We start from the raw sequence: 14,526 nt of genomic DNA, 5'->3' as shown, positions 1-14,526 counted from the left end.
GTGGACTTGCAGCCGTCGGGCAGACGGTCAAGATGCTTGGCGAGGGGTTAAGCGTCGGCTCCCCATAGACCCAAGAATCCCCACGCCGTGACAGCTGGGGAGTGTCAAGAATTGAGTCAACTATAAGCGTTCTCACAAAATCGGATGTAGGGTTTCCGGCGTATCGTCCTCCACCGGAGACACCTCCGCCAACTCCTCCGTCCGTCCCGACATCAACACCGCCGCTTCGTCCTCCACCGCCGACTCTAACGCCACGCGGTCTTCCTCCTCAGCAGACTGTTTCAACCCACTGGGGAGATGTTCCCCTTCCCCGTCGAGAACTTCGTCGAGGGGTTGTCCGTCTTCGATCGCCGGAAATACTTCTTCCTCCTCCGTCTCCGTCCCGTTTCCCGTCAACGTCGGTCGGTACAGATAGGGGAGTTCTTCCGGTGTGTCCGCGTCCGTGGGGTCGAGAAACACCGGATCGTCTTCAATGGCGGGAGGAAGGGTTTCTTTCGGGTTCTTCATAGACTTCGATCGCCTGTCCGTTGACCGATAACTTACAAAACTTAAAAAAATCTAAATTTGAGACTCTAATTTGACATTTTAGATATACTCGATACACAAATTAGAGATTCTTTGCCGTTTAATCGACTCAAACCGAGTCTATTGTATCTCGTTTTCAAAGTTTTTACGTTTTTCTTAAACAAACTGTAACGAAGGCGAGATCGACCGAGTGGGCGATCCCCGCGATCCTGTAAAGTTTTTTTCGATTCCGTTGACAAAAATAGGGAGTCGCGCCAGCGTAAAAGAGGTGAGACTCATTAGGGTTTTACGATGGAAATTCATAGCAGTCGCCAAGAGAATCTTTCTCCTCAAGAACAACGCGACCTTTCTGCACTTTCAGAACAAGCCAAACGCGCTTTAGAAGACGGCGTAATTTCGCGAGAGGAACGAGATGCGCTCGTGGCCGCCATTTATGCGGATGGCAAAGTTTCCGTAGAAGAATGCGCCATTTTTCGGGAAATTCAAGAGAAAATCTGGCAAGGCGAAATTCTTATTGCTGATTGACGGTTGTTGGTCCGAACACTTTACGAATTTCGGGGATATAGTCATCTACAATTTAGGTCAAATCGATGCAACGATCGATCCGAGGTCGAGAGGCGAACCCACGTTCGTCTCTCGCCTTTGATATTTCTCTAAACTTGAGGGAGGTTGCAGAATCGGTGCTGAAGGGGTTGGAGAACAGAAAGTGTTTCGAGACCGCGATCGACTAACTCTGGAAATTGTGACAGACTAACCGCGATCGCCTCAAAACAATCATAGGAAGTTTCCTGGCCATAACGCTCGGTCAAATACACCAAAAGTTCTAAGCAATATTCCGGAAAGCTTAACAAATCTGCAATACAAGCCAGTTTGAGTAAGTTTTGGGGTGTTTTAAGCGGATCTTCCTCGGGAAGCGCCACCAAATCTCTAAAGTAAAACCCTTCCCCCCACAACAGTTGTCCGGTATGGCGCACTGTGGATTTGACCGGACTCACCCTGCGTTCGCGGTGAGCCCGTCCCAAATCAAACAGGCTAAATCCCCGCTCTCTTAAATATACATCCACCTCCCCAAACAGGGGTTGTCCCACGTACAGAGAGTTGAACATGACTTCAACTTCCACCGCCAGGACAGTTTCTAATATTCGATCGGCACCTTGTAAAACCTTTAAATCTGCCCCTTGTACGTCAATTTGGAGAAAGTCAACGGTGTTGGCGTTTTCTGCTTTACAAAAGCGATCGAGTGTCGTGGTTTCGACTTCGAGGGTAAAGTCAACATCCATGACATCTAACAGTCCCGAAAACTGCTTCAGAAATTCAATATTTGGGGGATAAAGGGAGCTACACATGGGATTGCGCGTGACGTAGAGCGTTGCGCTTCCTTCAGTGTCGCTGAGGACGAGGGGAAGATGTTTTTCCGTCCAGGTGGCTTGGGGGTTGCGCTCGATCGCAGCGTTGGCGGCGTCGCAAGCGTCGGCGTCGGCGTCGAAGCCGTAAACGGTCAGATTTTCTCCAAAAAGGCTCCATCCTTGACTGGCGAAGTCCTCGTTGGCTTTCACTTGGCGCGAACCGACGCTACAGACGACCATGGGGAGGTCTCGCAACTGTCCGCTTTGTTGTAAGCTGGGAAGAAAGAACACCATGGGCGATCGCCCCCTTTCTTGAGTGGTCGGGTTTCCATATTTTTATCATATAAAACGGGCTTCAATTCCGCAAATTTAAGCATTATTATTTCGAGGTATATTAAGATTAAAAAGTTAGAATTTTTGCAAAATCAAAAGCATTTAAATATATAATAAAGCCAACGTCTTTTTCAGACGCGAGCGCGACCTGTCAAACTTGAGAAGTGCAAGTTCCTATGAGCCTCAAACTGCATATTGGTGGAAAAAAAGTCCGTGACGGCTGGAAAATTCTCGACATCGACGATCGCCCCGAAGTCGATATCCTCGGAAACGCCAGGGATTTAAGCCAATTCGAGACTAACTCCGTCGATGCCATCTACGCCAGTCACGTCCTCGAACACTTTCACCACAGCCTAGACAACGAACTCATCAATACCTTAGACGAATGGCATCGGGTGTTAAAAGTCGGCGGAAAACTCTTTATCAGCGTCCCCGACTTACAAACCCTCTGTTGGCTGTATCTCAATCCTAACCTGTTACCCGTCGAACGGCTGCATTTGATGCGAATTATCTTCGGCGGTCAAACCAACGAATTTGACGTGCATAAAGTCGGCTTCGATTTCGACCTTTTAGCCATGTATCTCGAAGAAGTCGGCTTTGAAGAATACGAACAGGTGATGGAATTCAATTTATTCGACGATTGCAGTAGTTTGCGAATTCTCGACACCTTAATTAGTTTGAATGTCATCGCCACCAAAACCAACCCTAACGAAGTGGAATCTACATCTGAAGAGGCGGAAGAATCCGAAGAGGCGGAAGAATTAGAAGAAACCTCTGACGAGGGCGAACCCGAGGAAAACGAAGATTAAAACCCGTCCACAAAGCGTTTCCACTGCCAGCGTCCGTTGCGGAACTGCCAGCGCAGTAACAGGTTACCAGAACTGCCGACGAGACTTGTGGGGAGATCGAGCGCCTGTCGCGGCGATATCGTTGCCAAAGCGATCGACTCTTCAATATCGCAAATTCCCCAATCCAGCAAATTCCTCGCCCCGTCGAGGAGCGATCGCGTGGTTCCAGCCAGCGTTCCCTCGAGCAAACGCGCCGTACCGTCCGTTACCTCAATTTCCCGCCTATCCCAAGGATATCTCCCATCAGGCAATCCCAACGGTGCCAAAGCGTCGCTGACGAGAAACGCACCCCGATCGAACTCCGCCGCCCTCAACAACACCCGTAACATCGTCGGACAAACGTGCTGTCCGTCAGCGATAAACCCGCAACGCACCCCCGAACGCACCATCGCCGCCCCCAGCAACCCCGGTTCTCGGTGGTGCAACCCCGGCATGGCGTTAAAAGCGTGCGTCACCATCGACGCCCCCGCCTCGAAAGCTCCGTTCGCCTGGGCTGCCGTCGCCAGAGAATGCCCCAAACTGACGACGATACCGCGATTTCTCAACAGTTCGATCGATTCCCCCGTCTCCTCCAACTCCGGGGCGAGGGTGACGATTTTTACGATGTCGGCAAAATCTCCCAACAATCGCTTGACATTTTTTGTCTTTAATGGTAATAAAAATTCTTCCGGATGCGCCCCTCGCTTGTGGCGATTCAGAAACGGCCCTTCGAGATGAACTCCGAGAATCTGGGCAGAGGGGGAATTAGGGGACTGCGAGGCGATAAACTCCGACAACACCGAGAGCGATCGAGCGATATTGTCCAGAGAAGTCGTCACCAACGTCGGTAAATAGCCGTCGATACCCGATTCCCACAAAAAGCGTCCAATTTTATCCAAAACGGGCTGATGATGGGGTTGCAGTTCCGGAAACGCCAACCCCAAGGCCCCGTTAATTTGCAAATCTACACCGCCGAGAGACAGCCAATCCCCAGCGAGATCGATCGCCTCAGAAGAGGGTTTCCCGTCCCACTGAGGGCGAATCGCCGTTACCGTATCGTCTTCGAGAGCGATCGACTGTAAACCCTCATATCCAGCGACGCGGGCGTTAATCAGAGTAGCAACCAGAGGAGAAACCATAACATTGGCGTTTGTTCGAGAACGGCTTACGATTTGACTGGAAAAATTACAAATTTACCGTTGATTCAACCACAAACGATGAGCGACCAACAAGCCCGCGTGGGCATCATCATGGGCAGCGATTCCGACTTACCGACCATGAAAGCAGCCCTCGAAACTTGCGAAGAATTTGACGTTCCCTGGGAAGTGGCGATCGTCTCCGCCCACCGCACCCCCGAACGCATGGTGAACTACGCCAAAACCGCCCACAAACGGGGGATAAAAGTCATTATTGCCGGAGCCGGAGGCGCAGCGCACCTACCGGGGATGGTGGCCTCGCTGACCCCCCTACCCGTCATCGGCGTTCCCGTCGCCACGCGACATCTGGGGGGATTAGATTCCCTCTATTCCATCGTACAGATGCCTCGGGGCATTCCCGTCGCCACCGTTGCCATCGGCAACGCCCAAAACGCCGGACTCCTCGCCGTGCAAATCCTGGGAGCGCACGAACCCGACTTACTCGATCGCGTACAAGCCTATCGCAACCAGCTATCTGAAACCGTTCTCGACAAACAAACCCGCCTCGACGAACTGGGCTATCAAGATTACTTAAAGCAAATGTAGCGATGCAATCGGCGAAAAAACCGACAAAAAGCGGCTTAAATCCTTCGATATTTAGGGATATTCGCGGCGGTTCCCGGGCAAATTGTAATTTGCTATACAGAACCAACCCGATGAGAATTGGTGGAATCAATGTGACTCGTTGGCATACACCTCAAGGGTAGTTCCTCTGGGAGCGTCGCGGCGACAGCAGTGTTAGACAGACTGGGATACAGTCCGAGCGTTCCCCGAGGTGTTGTTATTTCGAGCCGAGCCGTTCGCAACGGTTTATCCCTTGCGAATCGTTCGGCCTTCGATCGACCCCGCGTCGATCGATCGCATACCACCATTTCAAAGTCTAACAATGACCTCTGAGCTTACGCTAAGAAAACGCAATCGAGCCAAATCTCGCTCGAGTCGCGGTCTCGATCGCAACTCCCGATTTCGCAAAATACTCTCGCCGTTCAAGCGAATCCCCATTTACTGGCTCGCTTGTATTCCCCTGGCTGCCCTCATCGTCTCCGTGTGGGACTTGGCCGCAACCGCCGCCGATCCCCAGGCGATCGAAATCCCCGAAACCCTAGACGCCGAGTACGTGCAAGGGGTTTTAAACACCGTCTGGATTATCGTCGCTTCCGTCCTGGTGATTTTCATGAACGCCGGGTTCGGAATGCTCGAAACCGGACTCTGTCGCCAGAAAAACGCCGTTAACATCCTCTCCAAAAACTTAATCGTCTTTGCCCTAGCAACCATCGCCTACTGGGCTTTCGGATTTTCCTTCATGTACGGCGCCAACGGCGTCGGCTTCATCGGAATGGGAGGCTTCTTCCTCAGTAGCGGCGATCCCGCCACCTACGGACTCGATCCCTTCCCCGCCGGACTGCCGATTTCCGTCTCCTTCCTGTTCCAAGTAGCCTTTGCCGCCACCGCTGCCACCATCGTATCCGGGGCAGTCGCCGAACGGATTAAATACGATGCCTTCCTCATCTTCAGCCTGCTGCTAACAGGACTGTCTTACCCCATCTCCGGACACTGGGTTTGGGGCGGCGGTCTCCTGTCCTCCTTCGGTCCGGAAGGCGCTTGGTCCTTTGCCGACTTTGCCGGTTCGACCGTGGTTCACTCCGTCGGCGGTTGGGCAGCTCTCGTAGGAGCCGCGATACTCGGTCCGCGCATGGGTAAATACGAAGACGGCCAGCCCCGAGCCATGCCCGGTCACAACCTGAGTTTAGCCACCCTTGGATGCTTAATTCTGTGGATTGGCTGGTTTGGTTTCAACCCCGGTTCCGAACTCGCAGCAACGAGCAACATCTCCTACATCGCCGTCACCACCAACTTAGCCGCCGCAGCGGGTGGCGTCACCGGAACCTTAACCTCTTGGATTAAAGACGGCAAACCCGACTTGACCATGACCATCAACGGCATCCTGGCCGGTTTGGTGGCCATCACTGCCGGATGTAACGATATGCCCTACTGGGGGGCAGCCTTAACCGGTGCCATCGGCGGCATTCTCGTCGTGTTCTCCGTGTCTTTCTTCGATAGCGTCGCCAAAATCGACGACCCCGTCGGTGCGATTTCCGTTCACCTCGTCAACGGCGTATGGGGAACCCTAGCCGTCGGCATCTTCGGCACCGGGAACATCATCGCCCAAGCCATCGGCATCCTCACCATCGGCGGATTTACCGTCTTGATGAGCTTCATCTTCTGGTATGCCATCTCTGCCGTCGTCGGAGGCATTCGCGTCGGCGAAGAAGAAGAATTCAACGGCCTCGATATCGGCGAACACGGTATGGAAGCCTACAGCGGATTCGTCAAAGAAACCTCCTCCAGCGGCATCACCAGTTCCATGCCCCCTGGAATGTCCGGCGATCGCGGTTTGATGTAACCCCCGTTATCTCTACCCTTTAACCTCCTTTCCCTAAAATTGCCTAAAGAACCCTGGTATCTTCAAGATACCGGGGTTCTTTTACAGCGAACAGCCAACAGTGGGGACAGTTGGCAGTTTGTTGGCGTCGGTGCGTGACGCGGCAACCCCATTGACTTGACTTCGGCATGATTTTCTAGCCCGCGTCACGCACCCTACAACTGTTCGCTGTTCACTGCTCGCTGTTCGCGCTCCAAAGGTGTACGATCGAAACACACAGCATTTCGATAGAAGCCAGTGTCTAGAGACTCGACGCGCCTTCCCGCTTGGGCAATACTTTCCCTGGCCACCAACGGCGTGTTAATCGCGACGGTGAGCATCCTTCTCGCTCGAGAGGGGAATTGGTCGCCTGCGGTGCGAGCGGATGCCTCTGTCACCGTCGAAGCCACGCCGACGCCACAACCGACGCCTACGCCGGAAGTGGGCCAACGACAGCAACCGTCTTATCAAGATTGGGTCGCTATCCTTGAAAAAGAAGCCGACGCCATCGCCGCCGAACCCCCCGAAACCCTCTACGTTTTAGCCGGAGATTCCATTAGTTTGTGGTTCCCCAACGAACTGTTACCGTCGGGGGTCACGTGGCTCAATCAAAGCATTTCCGGAGAAGGCTCTGACGGACTCTACAATCGTCTCCCCCTCCTCGACGACACCGAACCCGAGAAAATCTTCATCAACATCGGCATTAACGATTTACTGCGGGGAATGGACGACGAAACCCTTTTGGAAAACCACCGCAAAATTATTAAAGATATTCGCTGGATTCACCCGGATACAGAAATCGTCGTTCAGTCGATTTTGCCCCACAGTGGCGAAAAGGCCACCTGGGAAGGTCGCGAGAAGTTACTCGAAATTCCCAATTCCCGCATTCGCCACCTCAACGCTCGTCTCGAAGCCATCGCCGAAGTGGAAGGGGCGAAATTCCTCGATTTATATCCCCTCTTCAGCGACGATGGCGGCCGGCTGCGAACCGACTACAGCACCGATGGACTTCACCTCAACCGTCGCGGTTACGAAATTTGGCGGACGGCACTGATCGTATTCGACAACGAGCGGTTGCAGGCGTCAGACTCGGTAGAATAGCAGAAAACTGACGATAAGCCACCCACCCCCAAATATGGATACGAAAGCCTTTAAACGATCGCTCCAGCAGTCCAACAACTACCACCGTCGCGGTTTCGGCCACGAAGCCGAAGTCGAGGGAATGCTGAAAACGGAGTATCAAAGCAGTCTCATCGGCGAAATTCGCGCCCATCAAAACACGCTCACGCGGGGTGACGTGACGGTTCGCCTCGCCGAAGCCTTCGGATTTTGCTGGGGCGTCGAGCGGGCCGTCGCCATTGCTTACGAAACCCGCAGCCACTTCCCCACCGAGCGCATTTGGATTACTAACGAGATTATTCACAACCCCGGCGTAAACCAGCGTTTGCGCGAGATGAACGTGGGCTTTATCGAAGTCGTGAACGGAGAAAAGGATTTTTCGGGCGTCCGCGAAGGCGAAGTGGTGATTTTACCCGCGTTTGGGGCGACGGTTCAGGAAATGCAGCTTCTCAACGATCGCGGCTGTACTATCGTCGATACTACTTGTCCTTGGGTGTCGAAGGTCTGGAACAGTGTTGAAAAGCACAAGAAACGCGATTACACTTCCATCGTTCACGGAAAGTACAAACACGAGGAAACCCTCGCTACCACCTCTTTCGCGGGCAAGTATTTGGTGGTGTTGAACCTCGACGAAGCCCAGTACGTGGCCGATTATATTCTCCATGGGGGCGATCGCGAGGAATTTTTCGAGAAGTTCCGCAACGCCCATTCAGAAGGCTTCGACCCCGATCGCGATCTCGATTGTATCGGTATCGCCAACCAAACCACCATGTTGAAAAGCGAAACTGAACAAATTGGCAAGTTGTTCGAGCGGACGATGCTGCAAAAGTACGGTCCGACGGAACTCAACCAACACTTTATGGCGTTTAACACTATTTGTGACGCCACCCAGGAACGTCAAGACGCTATGCTAGAGTTGGTGGAGGAAGACCTCGATTTGATTGTGGTCATTGGGGGCTTTAATTCCTCGAATACCACCCACTTACAGGAAATTGCCATCGAACGGGGGATTCCGTCCTATCACATCGATAGTGCCGATCGCATCGGCCCGGGAAACCGCATCGAACACAAACCGTTGGAACGGGATTTGGAGGTGACGGAAAATTGGCTTCCTGAAGGGAAACTCGTGGTGGGCGTCACTTCGGGAGCTTCGACGCCGGATAAGTCGGTTGAAGAGACCATCGACAAGATTTTTAAACTCAAAACTCCTGCGTTGGTTTAAGAAAAACCTGAGATTTTAGGGGGTTTTTCGATAAAATTCGAGTCGGTTCTCTCTCGATTTGAATCGACTCGAATTTTTGAATTATCTCAAAAAAAATTGGTTGTGTCATAAACTGTCGAGAACCCGGAAATAGGAAAATCGTGGACAGAGATAAAAGTTTCAAGATTTTTCTGGTATTTTAATACGGAATCTGTTCCCGATAAGTTAGGCTTCAAGAAGCTTTTACCACTCAGATTAGAAATTAGGATTCCGTATAATCTATAAAAAACTTATTTTAAAATACAAATAAAGAAAGATAAAAACCTAACAGCAAATATTTTTTAACAATGTATGTAAATTTTAAATTCATGATAAATTTCAATTCAAAATGTCAGTTTTTCATTTCCATGCAAAACTCTCTCTGTGGTAAAAAAGCTTAAAATCCTAGCTTTTTGGAAACAGATTCCGTATCGCGCGTTCGTTGTTTGAATTCCTATCAGAACCATGCAGAATAATATCTGGAACGATTCTCTTAAAATTGGTATACCCGAAATCGACCAGCAACACAAACAACTCATCGAACAAATGGGGTTGTTAGTGGAGGCGATGCGAGAAAACCAGGCCCACAGTGAAATCGCTCAGATTCTGAAGTTTTTAGAAAAATACATCGATCGACATTTTGGGTTTGAGGAACAGTGTATGGAATCCTATCGCTGTCCGGTAGCCTGTCAAAACAAAGAAGCTCACGCCAAGTTTATCAAGAACTTTCAAGAAATTAAAACCCAGTTCGATCGAGAAGGGTCGAGTTTGTCGTTAGTGTTGAAAGTCAATCAAAGTCTCCTCGATTGGTTTCTCAACCACATTCGTAAAATCGATACCCAACTGGCGCGATCGATGGTGTGCGATATTGACAAAAAACCCTCGTAGCCTCCCCGAAGGCTGCCAACGCGATCGAAAAGCATTAAGTTAAGTTAAGAAGCGTTCCTCGATCTCGATCGCCATGCAACCGACCGAACTCAACAACACCGTCGCCCTGGGCAACTCCAACCTCCACGTCAAACCCTTGGGGATTGGGGCGTGGTCTTGGGGCGATCGCTTTTTCTGGCAATACGGCAACGACTACGGCGAAGAACAAGTCCGACAAGCCTTCGACGCCGCCATCGAAGCCGGAATCACCTTCTTCGACACCGCCGAAGTCTACGGACAGGGGGAATCCGAACGACTCCTAGGCCAATTCGCCAAAACCTGCGACACCCCCATCCAAATCGCCACCAAATACGGACCGCTACCCTGGCGTTTCCGCAAATCCGACGTTTACGACGCCGTAACCGCCAGTCTCGAACGCCTGCAAACCGATTGCATCCCCCTCTACCAAGTCCACTGGCCTTTTACCTTCTTCATGTCTCAGGAAACCCTGATGGACGCCCTCGCCGACGAAGTGGAACGGGGTCGCCTCCTCGCTGTGGGAGTCAGCAACTACTCCGCCGACGAAATGCGTCTAGCCTACGACCTCCTCAACCGTCGCGGCGTTCCCCTGGCCGTCAACCAGGTTCGTTACTCCCTACTGTCGCGAAAAGTCGAAACCCAAGGCATCGTCGAAACCGCTAAAGCCCTCGGCGTGACCCTGTTAGCCTACAGTCCCCTCGCCCAGGGACTCCTGACGGGGAAATACACCCCCGAAAACAGCAGTCCCAGCGGCGGACGCCAACTCGATCCTAAGTTCCGTCCCGAGGGGTTGCGACGTATCGAACCCGTGACGTTGATGTTGGAACAGTTGGCGGAACGATACGCCAAAACCCCCGCCCAAATCGCCCTCAACTGGCTGATTGGTCAGGGGGGCGTAGTCCCCATTCCGGGGGCGAAAAATGCCGAACAAGCTCGACAAAATGCCGGGGCGTTGGGCTGGTCTCTCATCGCCGACGACCTGCAACGCCTCGAACAAGCGAGTCGTCCTTGGTTGTGATGATGGTGCGATCGGGATGATGGGATGATGGGATGATGAGGACAAGGAAGAAACCGTTACCTGTTCGCTGTAAAACACACCCCCTATCTTTTTGTCTTTCAATATTCATAGGATTTGATTTTTAAACATGAAAAAAGTACTGGTTACGGGTGCTACTGGACGCACGGGATCGATCGTTTTGAAAAAACTGCGCGATCGATCCGAAGAATTCGAGGCGATCGCATTGGCTCGGTCTCCTGAAAAAGCCCAAGACCGCTTTGGCACCACCGATGGCTTTATTTTCGGCGACATTCGCAACCCAAGCGATTTAGACGAGGCGTTGCAAGGCTGTCAGGCGTTGGTGATTCTTACGAGTGCTGTTCCTCAACCCCTTTCGCCGCCGCAACCGGGAGAACGCCCAGATATGGGATTCGCCCCCGGCGGAACGCCGGAAGAGGTGGACTATCGCGGTCAACTCAATCAAATTGATGCGGCGAAAAATGCAGGCGTCGAACATATCGTGTTAGTCGGTTCGATGGGCGGAACGGACGAAAATCACTTCCTTAACCGCATCGGAAACGGCAATATTTTGATTTGGAAACGCAAAGCTGAAGCCTATCTTATCGATTCCGGTATCGATTATACGATTATCCGAGCCGGGGGATTGTTGGACGAACCGGGGGGCGAACGTCAGCTTTTGGTGGGGAAAGACGACGCCCTTTTGAAAAATACGCCGGGTGATATTAAACCCTCGATTCCTCGGGCGGATGTGGCGGAATTGGTGGTTCGCGCTTTGTTGGAACCGACGGCTCGAAATAAAGCTTTCGATACGATTTCTAATCCCGATGGCGAGGTAACTCAGGATTTTGCCGCCTTATTCGCACAAACCACGCCGGGTTTGTGATGATGGGATAATGGGATGATGAGATGACGAAGGGATTCCTCAACTTAGCCTAGGAATCCCTTCGTCAAACGGCAATTTCAACAGTTTAAAATTCAGTAAAATGGGACAAAAAGAACATTTAATCGCCATGGCAGAAGATGAGGTTTTGGAATACAGTACCGAAGCCCGTAAAATCGAAAAACTGCGTCCGAAATTCGGTCTCGCCGTACCCTATCCCCAACAAGCCAAAGTACGGGAAGAAATCTTAGCCGACATACCCGATAACCTCCTGGCGAAACTCGTCGAAACCCAACGTCAAACCGTCGCCCTTCCTTTCTGGGGAATTGGCGGATTGGGGCTGTTACTGGGAATTTCTGGTGCGCAACCCCTCGATTTTATCGCCACCGTCGTCGGCTTCGCCGCAGCCTTCAACATCCAGAAATGGGGATTTCGACTCGAAGCTAAACGGTTGGCGGTGAAAACCCTCGATGCGATCGAATCCAACCTTCAAGCCGAAAGACAAAAAACCAAACCCTAACTCCCTCTGTGTCCTCTGTGTCTCTGTGGTGAATTTCAAAACCCTTAAAAGACGAATCTCAAATCAAAAAGTTCCCTAAAATTGAGGGTTTCTCCTCTCCCAAAAAGCGGAATCGATCGCGATAAAATAGAAAATGCCGAAATCCCATTTCACCGATGATTCCCCTATCCCGTCACAGCCTATCCCTTCTCCTGCTTCTCGGAAGTCTCTGGGGGTTAAGCAGTTGTAATTCCAAAGAACCCACCTCCACCGCCACCGAACCCCCCGTTTCCGACAACGTTTCCCAACCCGTCCAATCCCCCGATTCCGATTGGCTTCGCTTAATTCCGCCCATCGATTGTACCTTGGGCGAAGACTGTTTTACCATGTTATATGTCGATCGCGACCCCACTCCCAACGCCGTCGATTTCGGTTGCGGACGCCAAACTTACGACGGTCATAAAGGAACGGATTTCGCAATTTCTGACGAAGCGGTAATGGAAGACGGCGTCGCCGTTTTAGCCGCCGCAGACGGGACTGTTTTACGGTTGCGAGATGGGGAGATCGATCGACGCTTAGAAACCGCTGAAGATATCGCCGAAGTGGAAGAATCGGGGAAAGAATGCGGAAACGGAATGGTTATTGACCACGGTGACGGTTGGGAAACTCAATATTGTCATTTGAAACAAGGAAGCATCGCCGTCCAACCGGGACAAACCATCCAGCAAGGTGAAGTTTTGGGAGAAGTTGGACTTTCTGGAAAAACTACGTTTCCCCACGTTCATATTACGGTACGCTATCAGGGAGAAGTTATCGATCCCTTTGTCGGCGTTTCTGAAGAAACCGGATGCAACGTCACCCGTCGTCCCCTGTGGGAAAATACGTTAGACTACGAACCGACGGGAATTCTCAGGGCTGGGTTTTCTTCAGAACAAATTACGCTCGATCGACTTTGGCAAGGAGACTATAAAAAAACGAGTTTCTCTGGCGAGATTCCCTTAATTTTCTTCTGGATTCACGGTTACGGACTTCTTGAGGGAGATGTGGAACACTTCCGACTTCTCGATCCTCAAGGAACTGTCATCACCGATTACGAACAAACCGCCGCATCCTCTCAGAAAACTTGGGCCAATGGCGTCGGGAAACGAGACACCGCCGACCGTCCGATTTTATCGGGAACTTGGCGAGGGGAGTATCAGTTAATTCGCGATGGGGAAGTTATTGCGGAATTGGAACGGGAAATTGAAGTGCGTTAATGGGTAGAGTGACATTGTTCGCCAATCCAGTTCAGGTAATCCCTAGACCCCTTAATAATGGGAACGGCGATAATTTCGGGTACGTCGTAGCTGTGGAGTTGGCGAATTCGGGATTCGAGGCGATCGAATTGCGTTAAATTGGTTTTGATAATCAGTTGCCATTCTTCCTCGTCTTCGATGTTACCCTGCCAGCTGTAGATCGATCGCACGGGAGTTAGCGAGACGCAGGCGGCGAGATGTTCTTCGACGAGGCTTTTGGCGATCGCTTTGGCTTCCTCGGCGGAAGAGGCGGTGATGAGAACGATTCCGTAGTTAGTCATTACAGGTTCTATATATATAGATAGGACACTGTGAATATCCTAAAACGTCAGGAGGTTGGAAGATGACCGAGGTTTTTGAAGGTGGATGTCATTGCGGCGCAGTTCGGTTTCGTATACAGGTGGACGAACGGAAAGCGATCGATTGCAACTGTTCGATTTGTACGAAAAAAGGATTTCTCCATCTCATCGTTCCGCCGGAACGGTTTACTTTGCTTCGCGGTGAAGATGCGTTGGCGACGTATCGGTTTAATACGGGGGTGGCGAAACACCTGTTTTGTAAGACTTGCGGGATTCACCCGTTTTATCGTCCCCGTTCTCATCCCCATTGCTACGATGTCAATCTGCGGTGTTTGGATGGGGAGGTTTTAGGGGAGTTTGCGATCGAACCCTTTGATGGGAAGCATTGGGAAGACAATGTGGCGAAAATTCAAAACCCTTAATTTCCGATCTCGCGGCGTTGAATAAAAAATCAAGCGTATGGGCGAATTACCCCTTACGGCTTCTATCTTCAGTTTAACGCCCCGAAACCGAAACGTCAACCTTTTCGATCGACCGATTTTTAAAAGGTCTTCACCACAGACATCCGAACCCTTTGATGGGAAGCATTGGGAAGACAATGTGGCGAAAATTCAAAACCCT

The 14,526-nt window shown here is 51.3% G+C and carries 16 protein-coding genes; 12 read left to right on the top strand and 4 right to left on the bottom strand.

The window, feature by feature from the left end:
- Nucleotides 1-132: 132 nt before the first annotated feature.
- Complete coding sequence (locus ACP5D4_RS16005; RefSeq protein WP_428012628.1) at nt 133-507, bottom strand: hypothetical protein; 375 nt, start codon at nt 505-507, stop codon at nt 133-135.
- 309 nt (nt 508-816) lie between these two features.
- On the opposite strand from ACP5D4_RS16005, the gene ACP5D4_RS16000 reads away from it, so the two are divergent.
- Nucleotides 817-1,050 (top strand): hypothetical protein, encoded by a 234-nt coding sequence (locus ACP5D4_RS16000; protein ID WP_428012627.1) that lies wholly within the window; start codon nt 817-819, stop codon nt 1,048-1,050.
- Nucleotides 1,051-1,178: 128 nt separating this feature from the next.
- Here the strand turns inward: ACP5D4_RS16000 and ACP5D4_RS15995 are convergent, their stop codons facing one another.
- The gene (locus tag ACP5D4_RS15995; protein WP_428012626.1) at nt 1,179-2,165 is read right to left on the bottom strand and encodes an FkbM family methyltransferase; all 987 of its coding nucleotides are present in this window, start codon (nt 2,163-2,165) and stop codon (nt 1,179-1,181) included.
- Between the two features lie 215 nt (nt 2,166-2,380).
- Here ACP5D4_RS15995 and ACP5D4_RS15990 point away from each other — a divergent pair, with 215 nt between their 5' ends.
- Entirely contained in the window at nt 2,381-3,013 is a 633-nt protein-coding gene (locus ACP5D4_RS15990; protein WP_428012625.1) for a class I SAM-dependent methyltransferase, read from the top strand.
- On the opposite strand, the gene nagA is transcribed toward ACP5D4_RS15990, so the two are convergent.
- Entirely contained in the window at nt 3,010-4,170 is a 1,161-nt protein-coding gene (gene nagA / locus ACP5D4_RS15985; RefSeq protein ID WP_428012624.1) for an N-acetylglucosamine-6-phosphate deacetylase, read from the bottom strand. The two genes, ACP5D4_RS15990 and nagA, sit on opposite strands and share 4 nt — an antisense overlap.
- 78 nt (nt 4,171-4,248) lie before the next feature.
- Here nagA and purE point away from each other — a divergent pair, with 78 nt between their 5' ends.
- From purE to ACP5D4_RS15940, 9 genes are all read left to right on the top strand, one after another.
- Nucleotides 4,249-4,773, top strand: coding sequence for a 5-(carboxyamino)imidazole ribonucleotide mutase (gene purE / locus ACP5D4_RS15980; protein ID WP_428012623.1), 525 nt, complete (start codon nt 4,249-4,251; stop codon nt 4,771-4,773).
- 340 nt (nt 4,774-5,113) lie between these two features.
- Nucleotides 5,114-6,631 carry an ammonium transporter gene (locus ACP5D4_RS15975; RefSeq protein ID WP_428012622.1) on the top strand — a complete coding sequence of 506 codons (1,518 nt, stop codon included), beginning with the start codon at nt 5,114-5,116 and terminating at the stop codon, nt 6,629-6,631.
- 276 nt (nt 6,632-6,907) lie between these two features.
- Nucleotides 6,908-7,750 (top strand): GDSL-type esterase/lipase family protein, encoded by an 843-nt coding sequence (locus ACP5D4_RS15970; RefSeq protein WP_428012621.1) that lies wholly within the window; start codon nt 6,908-6,910, stop codon nt 7,748-7,750.
- 34 nt (nt 7,751-7,784) lie between these two features.
- Nucleotides 7,785-8,990 carry a 4-hydroxy-3-methylbut-2-enyl diphosphate reductase gene (locus tag ACP5D4_RS15965; RefSeq protein ID WP_428012620.1) on the top strand — a complete coding sequence of 402 codons (1,206 nt, stop codon included), beginning with the start codon at nt 7,785-7,787 and terminating at the stop codon, nt 8,988-8,990.
- Nucleotides 8,991-9,473: 483 nt separating this feature from the next.
- Nucleotides 9,474-9,896, top strand: a complete 423-nt coding sequence (locus ACP5D4_RS15960) for a bacteriohemerythrin (protein ID WP_428012619.1) — start codon at nt 9,474-9,476, stop codon at nt 9,894-9,896.
- A gap of 73 nt (nt 9,897-9,969) precedes the next feature.
- Entirely contained in the window at nt 9,970-10,932 is a 963-nt protein-coding gene (locus tag ACP5D4_RS15955) for an aldo/keto reductase (RefSeq protein ID WP_428012618.1), read from the top strand.
- Nucleotides 10,933-11,059: 127 nt separating this feature from the next.
- The gene (locus ACP5D4_RS15950; protein WP_428012617.1) at nt 11,060-11,815 is read left to right on the top strand and encodes an SDR family oxidoreductase; all 756 of its coding nucleotides are present in this window, start codon (nt 11,060-11,062) and stop codon (nt 11,813-11,815) included.
- 100 nt (nt 11,816-11,915) lie between these two features.
- Nucleotides 11,916-12,332: a hypothetical protein gene (locus tag ACP5D4_RS15945; RefSeq protein ID WP_428012616.1), complete on the top strand. Its 417-nt coding sequence runs from the start codon at nt 11,916-11,918 to the stop codon at nt 12,330-12,332.
- 155 nt (nt 12,333-12,487) lie between these two features.
- On the top strand, nt 12,488-13,567 hold the full coding sequence (locus ACP5D4_RS15940; RefSeq protein ID WP_428012615.1) for a M23 family metallopeptidase: 1,080 nt from the start codon (nt 12,488-12,490) through the stop codon (nt 13,565-13,567).
- Here ACP5D4_RS15940 and cutA read toward each other — a convergent pair.
- Entirely contained in the window at nt 13,564-13,887 is a 324-nt protein-coding gene (cutA, locus tag ACP5D4_RS15935) for a divalent-cation tolerance protein CutA (protein WP_428012614.1), read from the bottom strand. The two genes, ACP5D4_RS15940 and cutA, sit on opposite strands and share 4 nt — an antisense overlap.
- Nucleotides 13,888-13,949: 62 nt before the next feature.
- On the opposite strand from cutA, the gene ACP5D4_RS15930 reads away from it, so the two are divergent.
- Entirely contained in the window at nt 13,950-14,327 is a 378-nt protein-coding gene (locus ACP5D4_RS15930; RefSeq protein WP_428012613.1) for a GFA family protein, read from the top strand.
- Nucleotides 14,328-14,526 lie beyond the last annotated feature (199 nt).

This window comes from Baaleninema sp., assembly GCF_049974805.1.
In the GTDB taxonomy this organism is placed as follows: domain Bacteria; phylum Cyanobacteriota; class Cyanobacteriia; order Cyanobacteriales; family Geitlerinemataceae; genus Baaleninema.
Note: the sequence above shows the minus strand (reverse complement) of the source record. Positions and strands in the feature narration are given on the sequence as shown.

Excerpts from the sequence above, each read along its gene's own strand:
- ACP5D4_RS16005 (WP_428012628.1), bottom strand. The coding sequence starts at position 507 with ATGAAGAACCCGAAAGAAACCCTTCCTCCCGCCATTGAAGACGATCCG.
- ACP5D4_RS16000 (WP_428012627.1), top strand. The coding sequence starts at position 817 with ATGGAAATTCATAGCAGTCGCCAAGAGAATCTTTCTCCTCAAGAACAA.
- ACP5D4_RS15995 (WP_428012626.1), bottom strand. The coding sequence starts at position 2,165 with ATGGTGTTCTTTCTTCCCAGCTTACAACAAAGCGGACAGTTGCGAGAC.
- ACP5D4_RS15990 (WP_428012625.1), top strand. The coding sequence starts at position 2,381 with ATGAGCCTCAAACTGCATATTGGTGGAAAAAAAGTCCGTGACGGCTGG.
- nagA (WP_428012624.1), bottom strand. The coding sequence starts at position 4,170 with ATGGTTTCTCCTCTGGTTGCTACTCTGATTAACGCCCGCGTCGCTGGA.
- purE (WP_428012623.1), top strand. The coding sequence starts at position 4,249 with ATGAGCGACCAACAAGCCCGCGTGGGCATCATCATGGGCAGCGATTCC.
- ACP5D4_RS15975 (WP_428012622.1), top strand. The coding sequence starts at position 5,114 with ATGACCTCTGAGCTTACGCTAAGAAAACGCAATCGAGCCAAATCTCGC.
- ACP5D4_RS15965 (WP_428012620.1), top strand. The coding sequence starts at position 7,785 with ATGGATACGAAAGCCTTTAAACGATCGCTCCAGCAGTCCAACAACTAC.
- ACP5D4_RS15960 (WP_428012619.1), top strand. The coding sequence starts at position 9,474 with ATGCAGAATAATATCTGGAACGATTCTCTTAAAATTGGTATACCCGAA.
- ACP5D4_RS15955 (WP_428012618.1), top strand. The coding sequence starts at position 9,970 with ATGCAACCGACCGAACTCAACAACACCGTCGCCCTGGGCAACTCCAAC.
- ACP5D4_RS15950 (WP_428012617.1), top strand. The coding sequence starts at position 11,060 with ATGAAAAAAGTACTGGTTACGGGTGCTACTGGACGCACGGGATCGATC.
- ACP5D4_RS15945 (WP_428012616.1), top strand. The coding sequence starts at position 11,916 with ATGGGACAAAAAGAACATTTAATCGCCATGGCAGAAGATGAGGTTTTG.
- ACP5D4_RS15940 (WP_428012615.1), top strand. The coding sequence starts at position 12,488 with ATGATTCCCCTATCCCGTCACAGCCTATCCCTTCTCCTGCTTCTCGGA.
- cutA (WP_428012614.1), bottom strand. The coding sequence starts at position 13,887 with ATGACTAACTACGGAATCGTTCTCATCACCGCCTCTTCCGCCGAGGAA.
- ACP5D4_RS15930 (WP_428012613.1), top strand. The coding sequence starts at position 13,950 with ATGACCGAGGTTTTTGAAGGTGGATGTCATTGCGGCGCAGTTCGGTTT.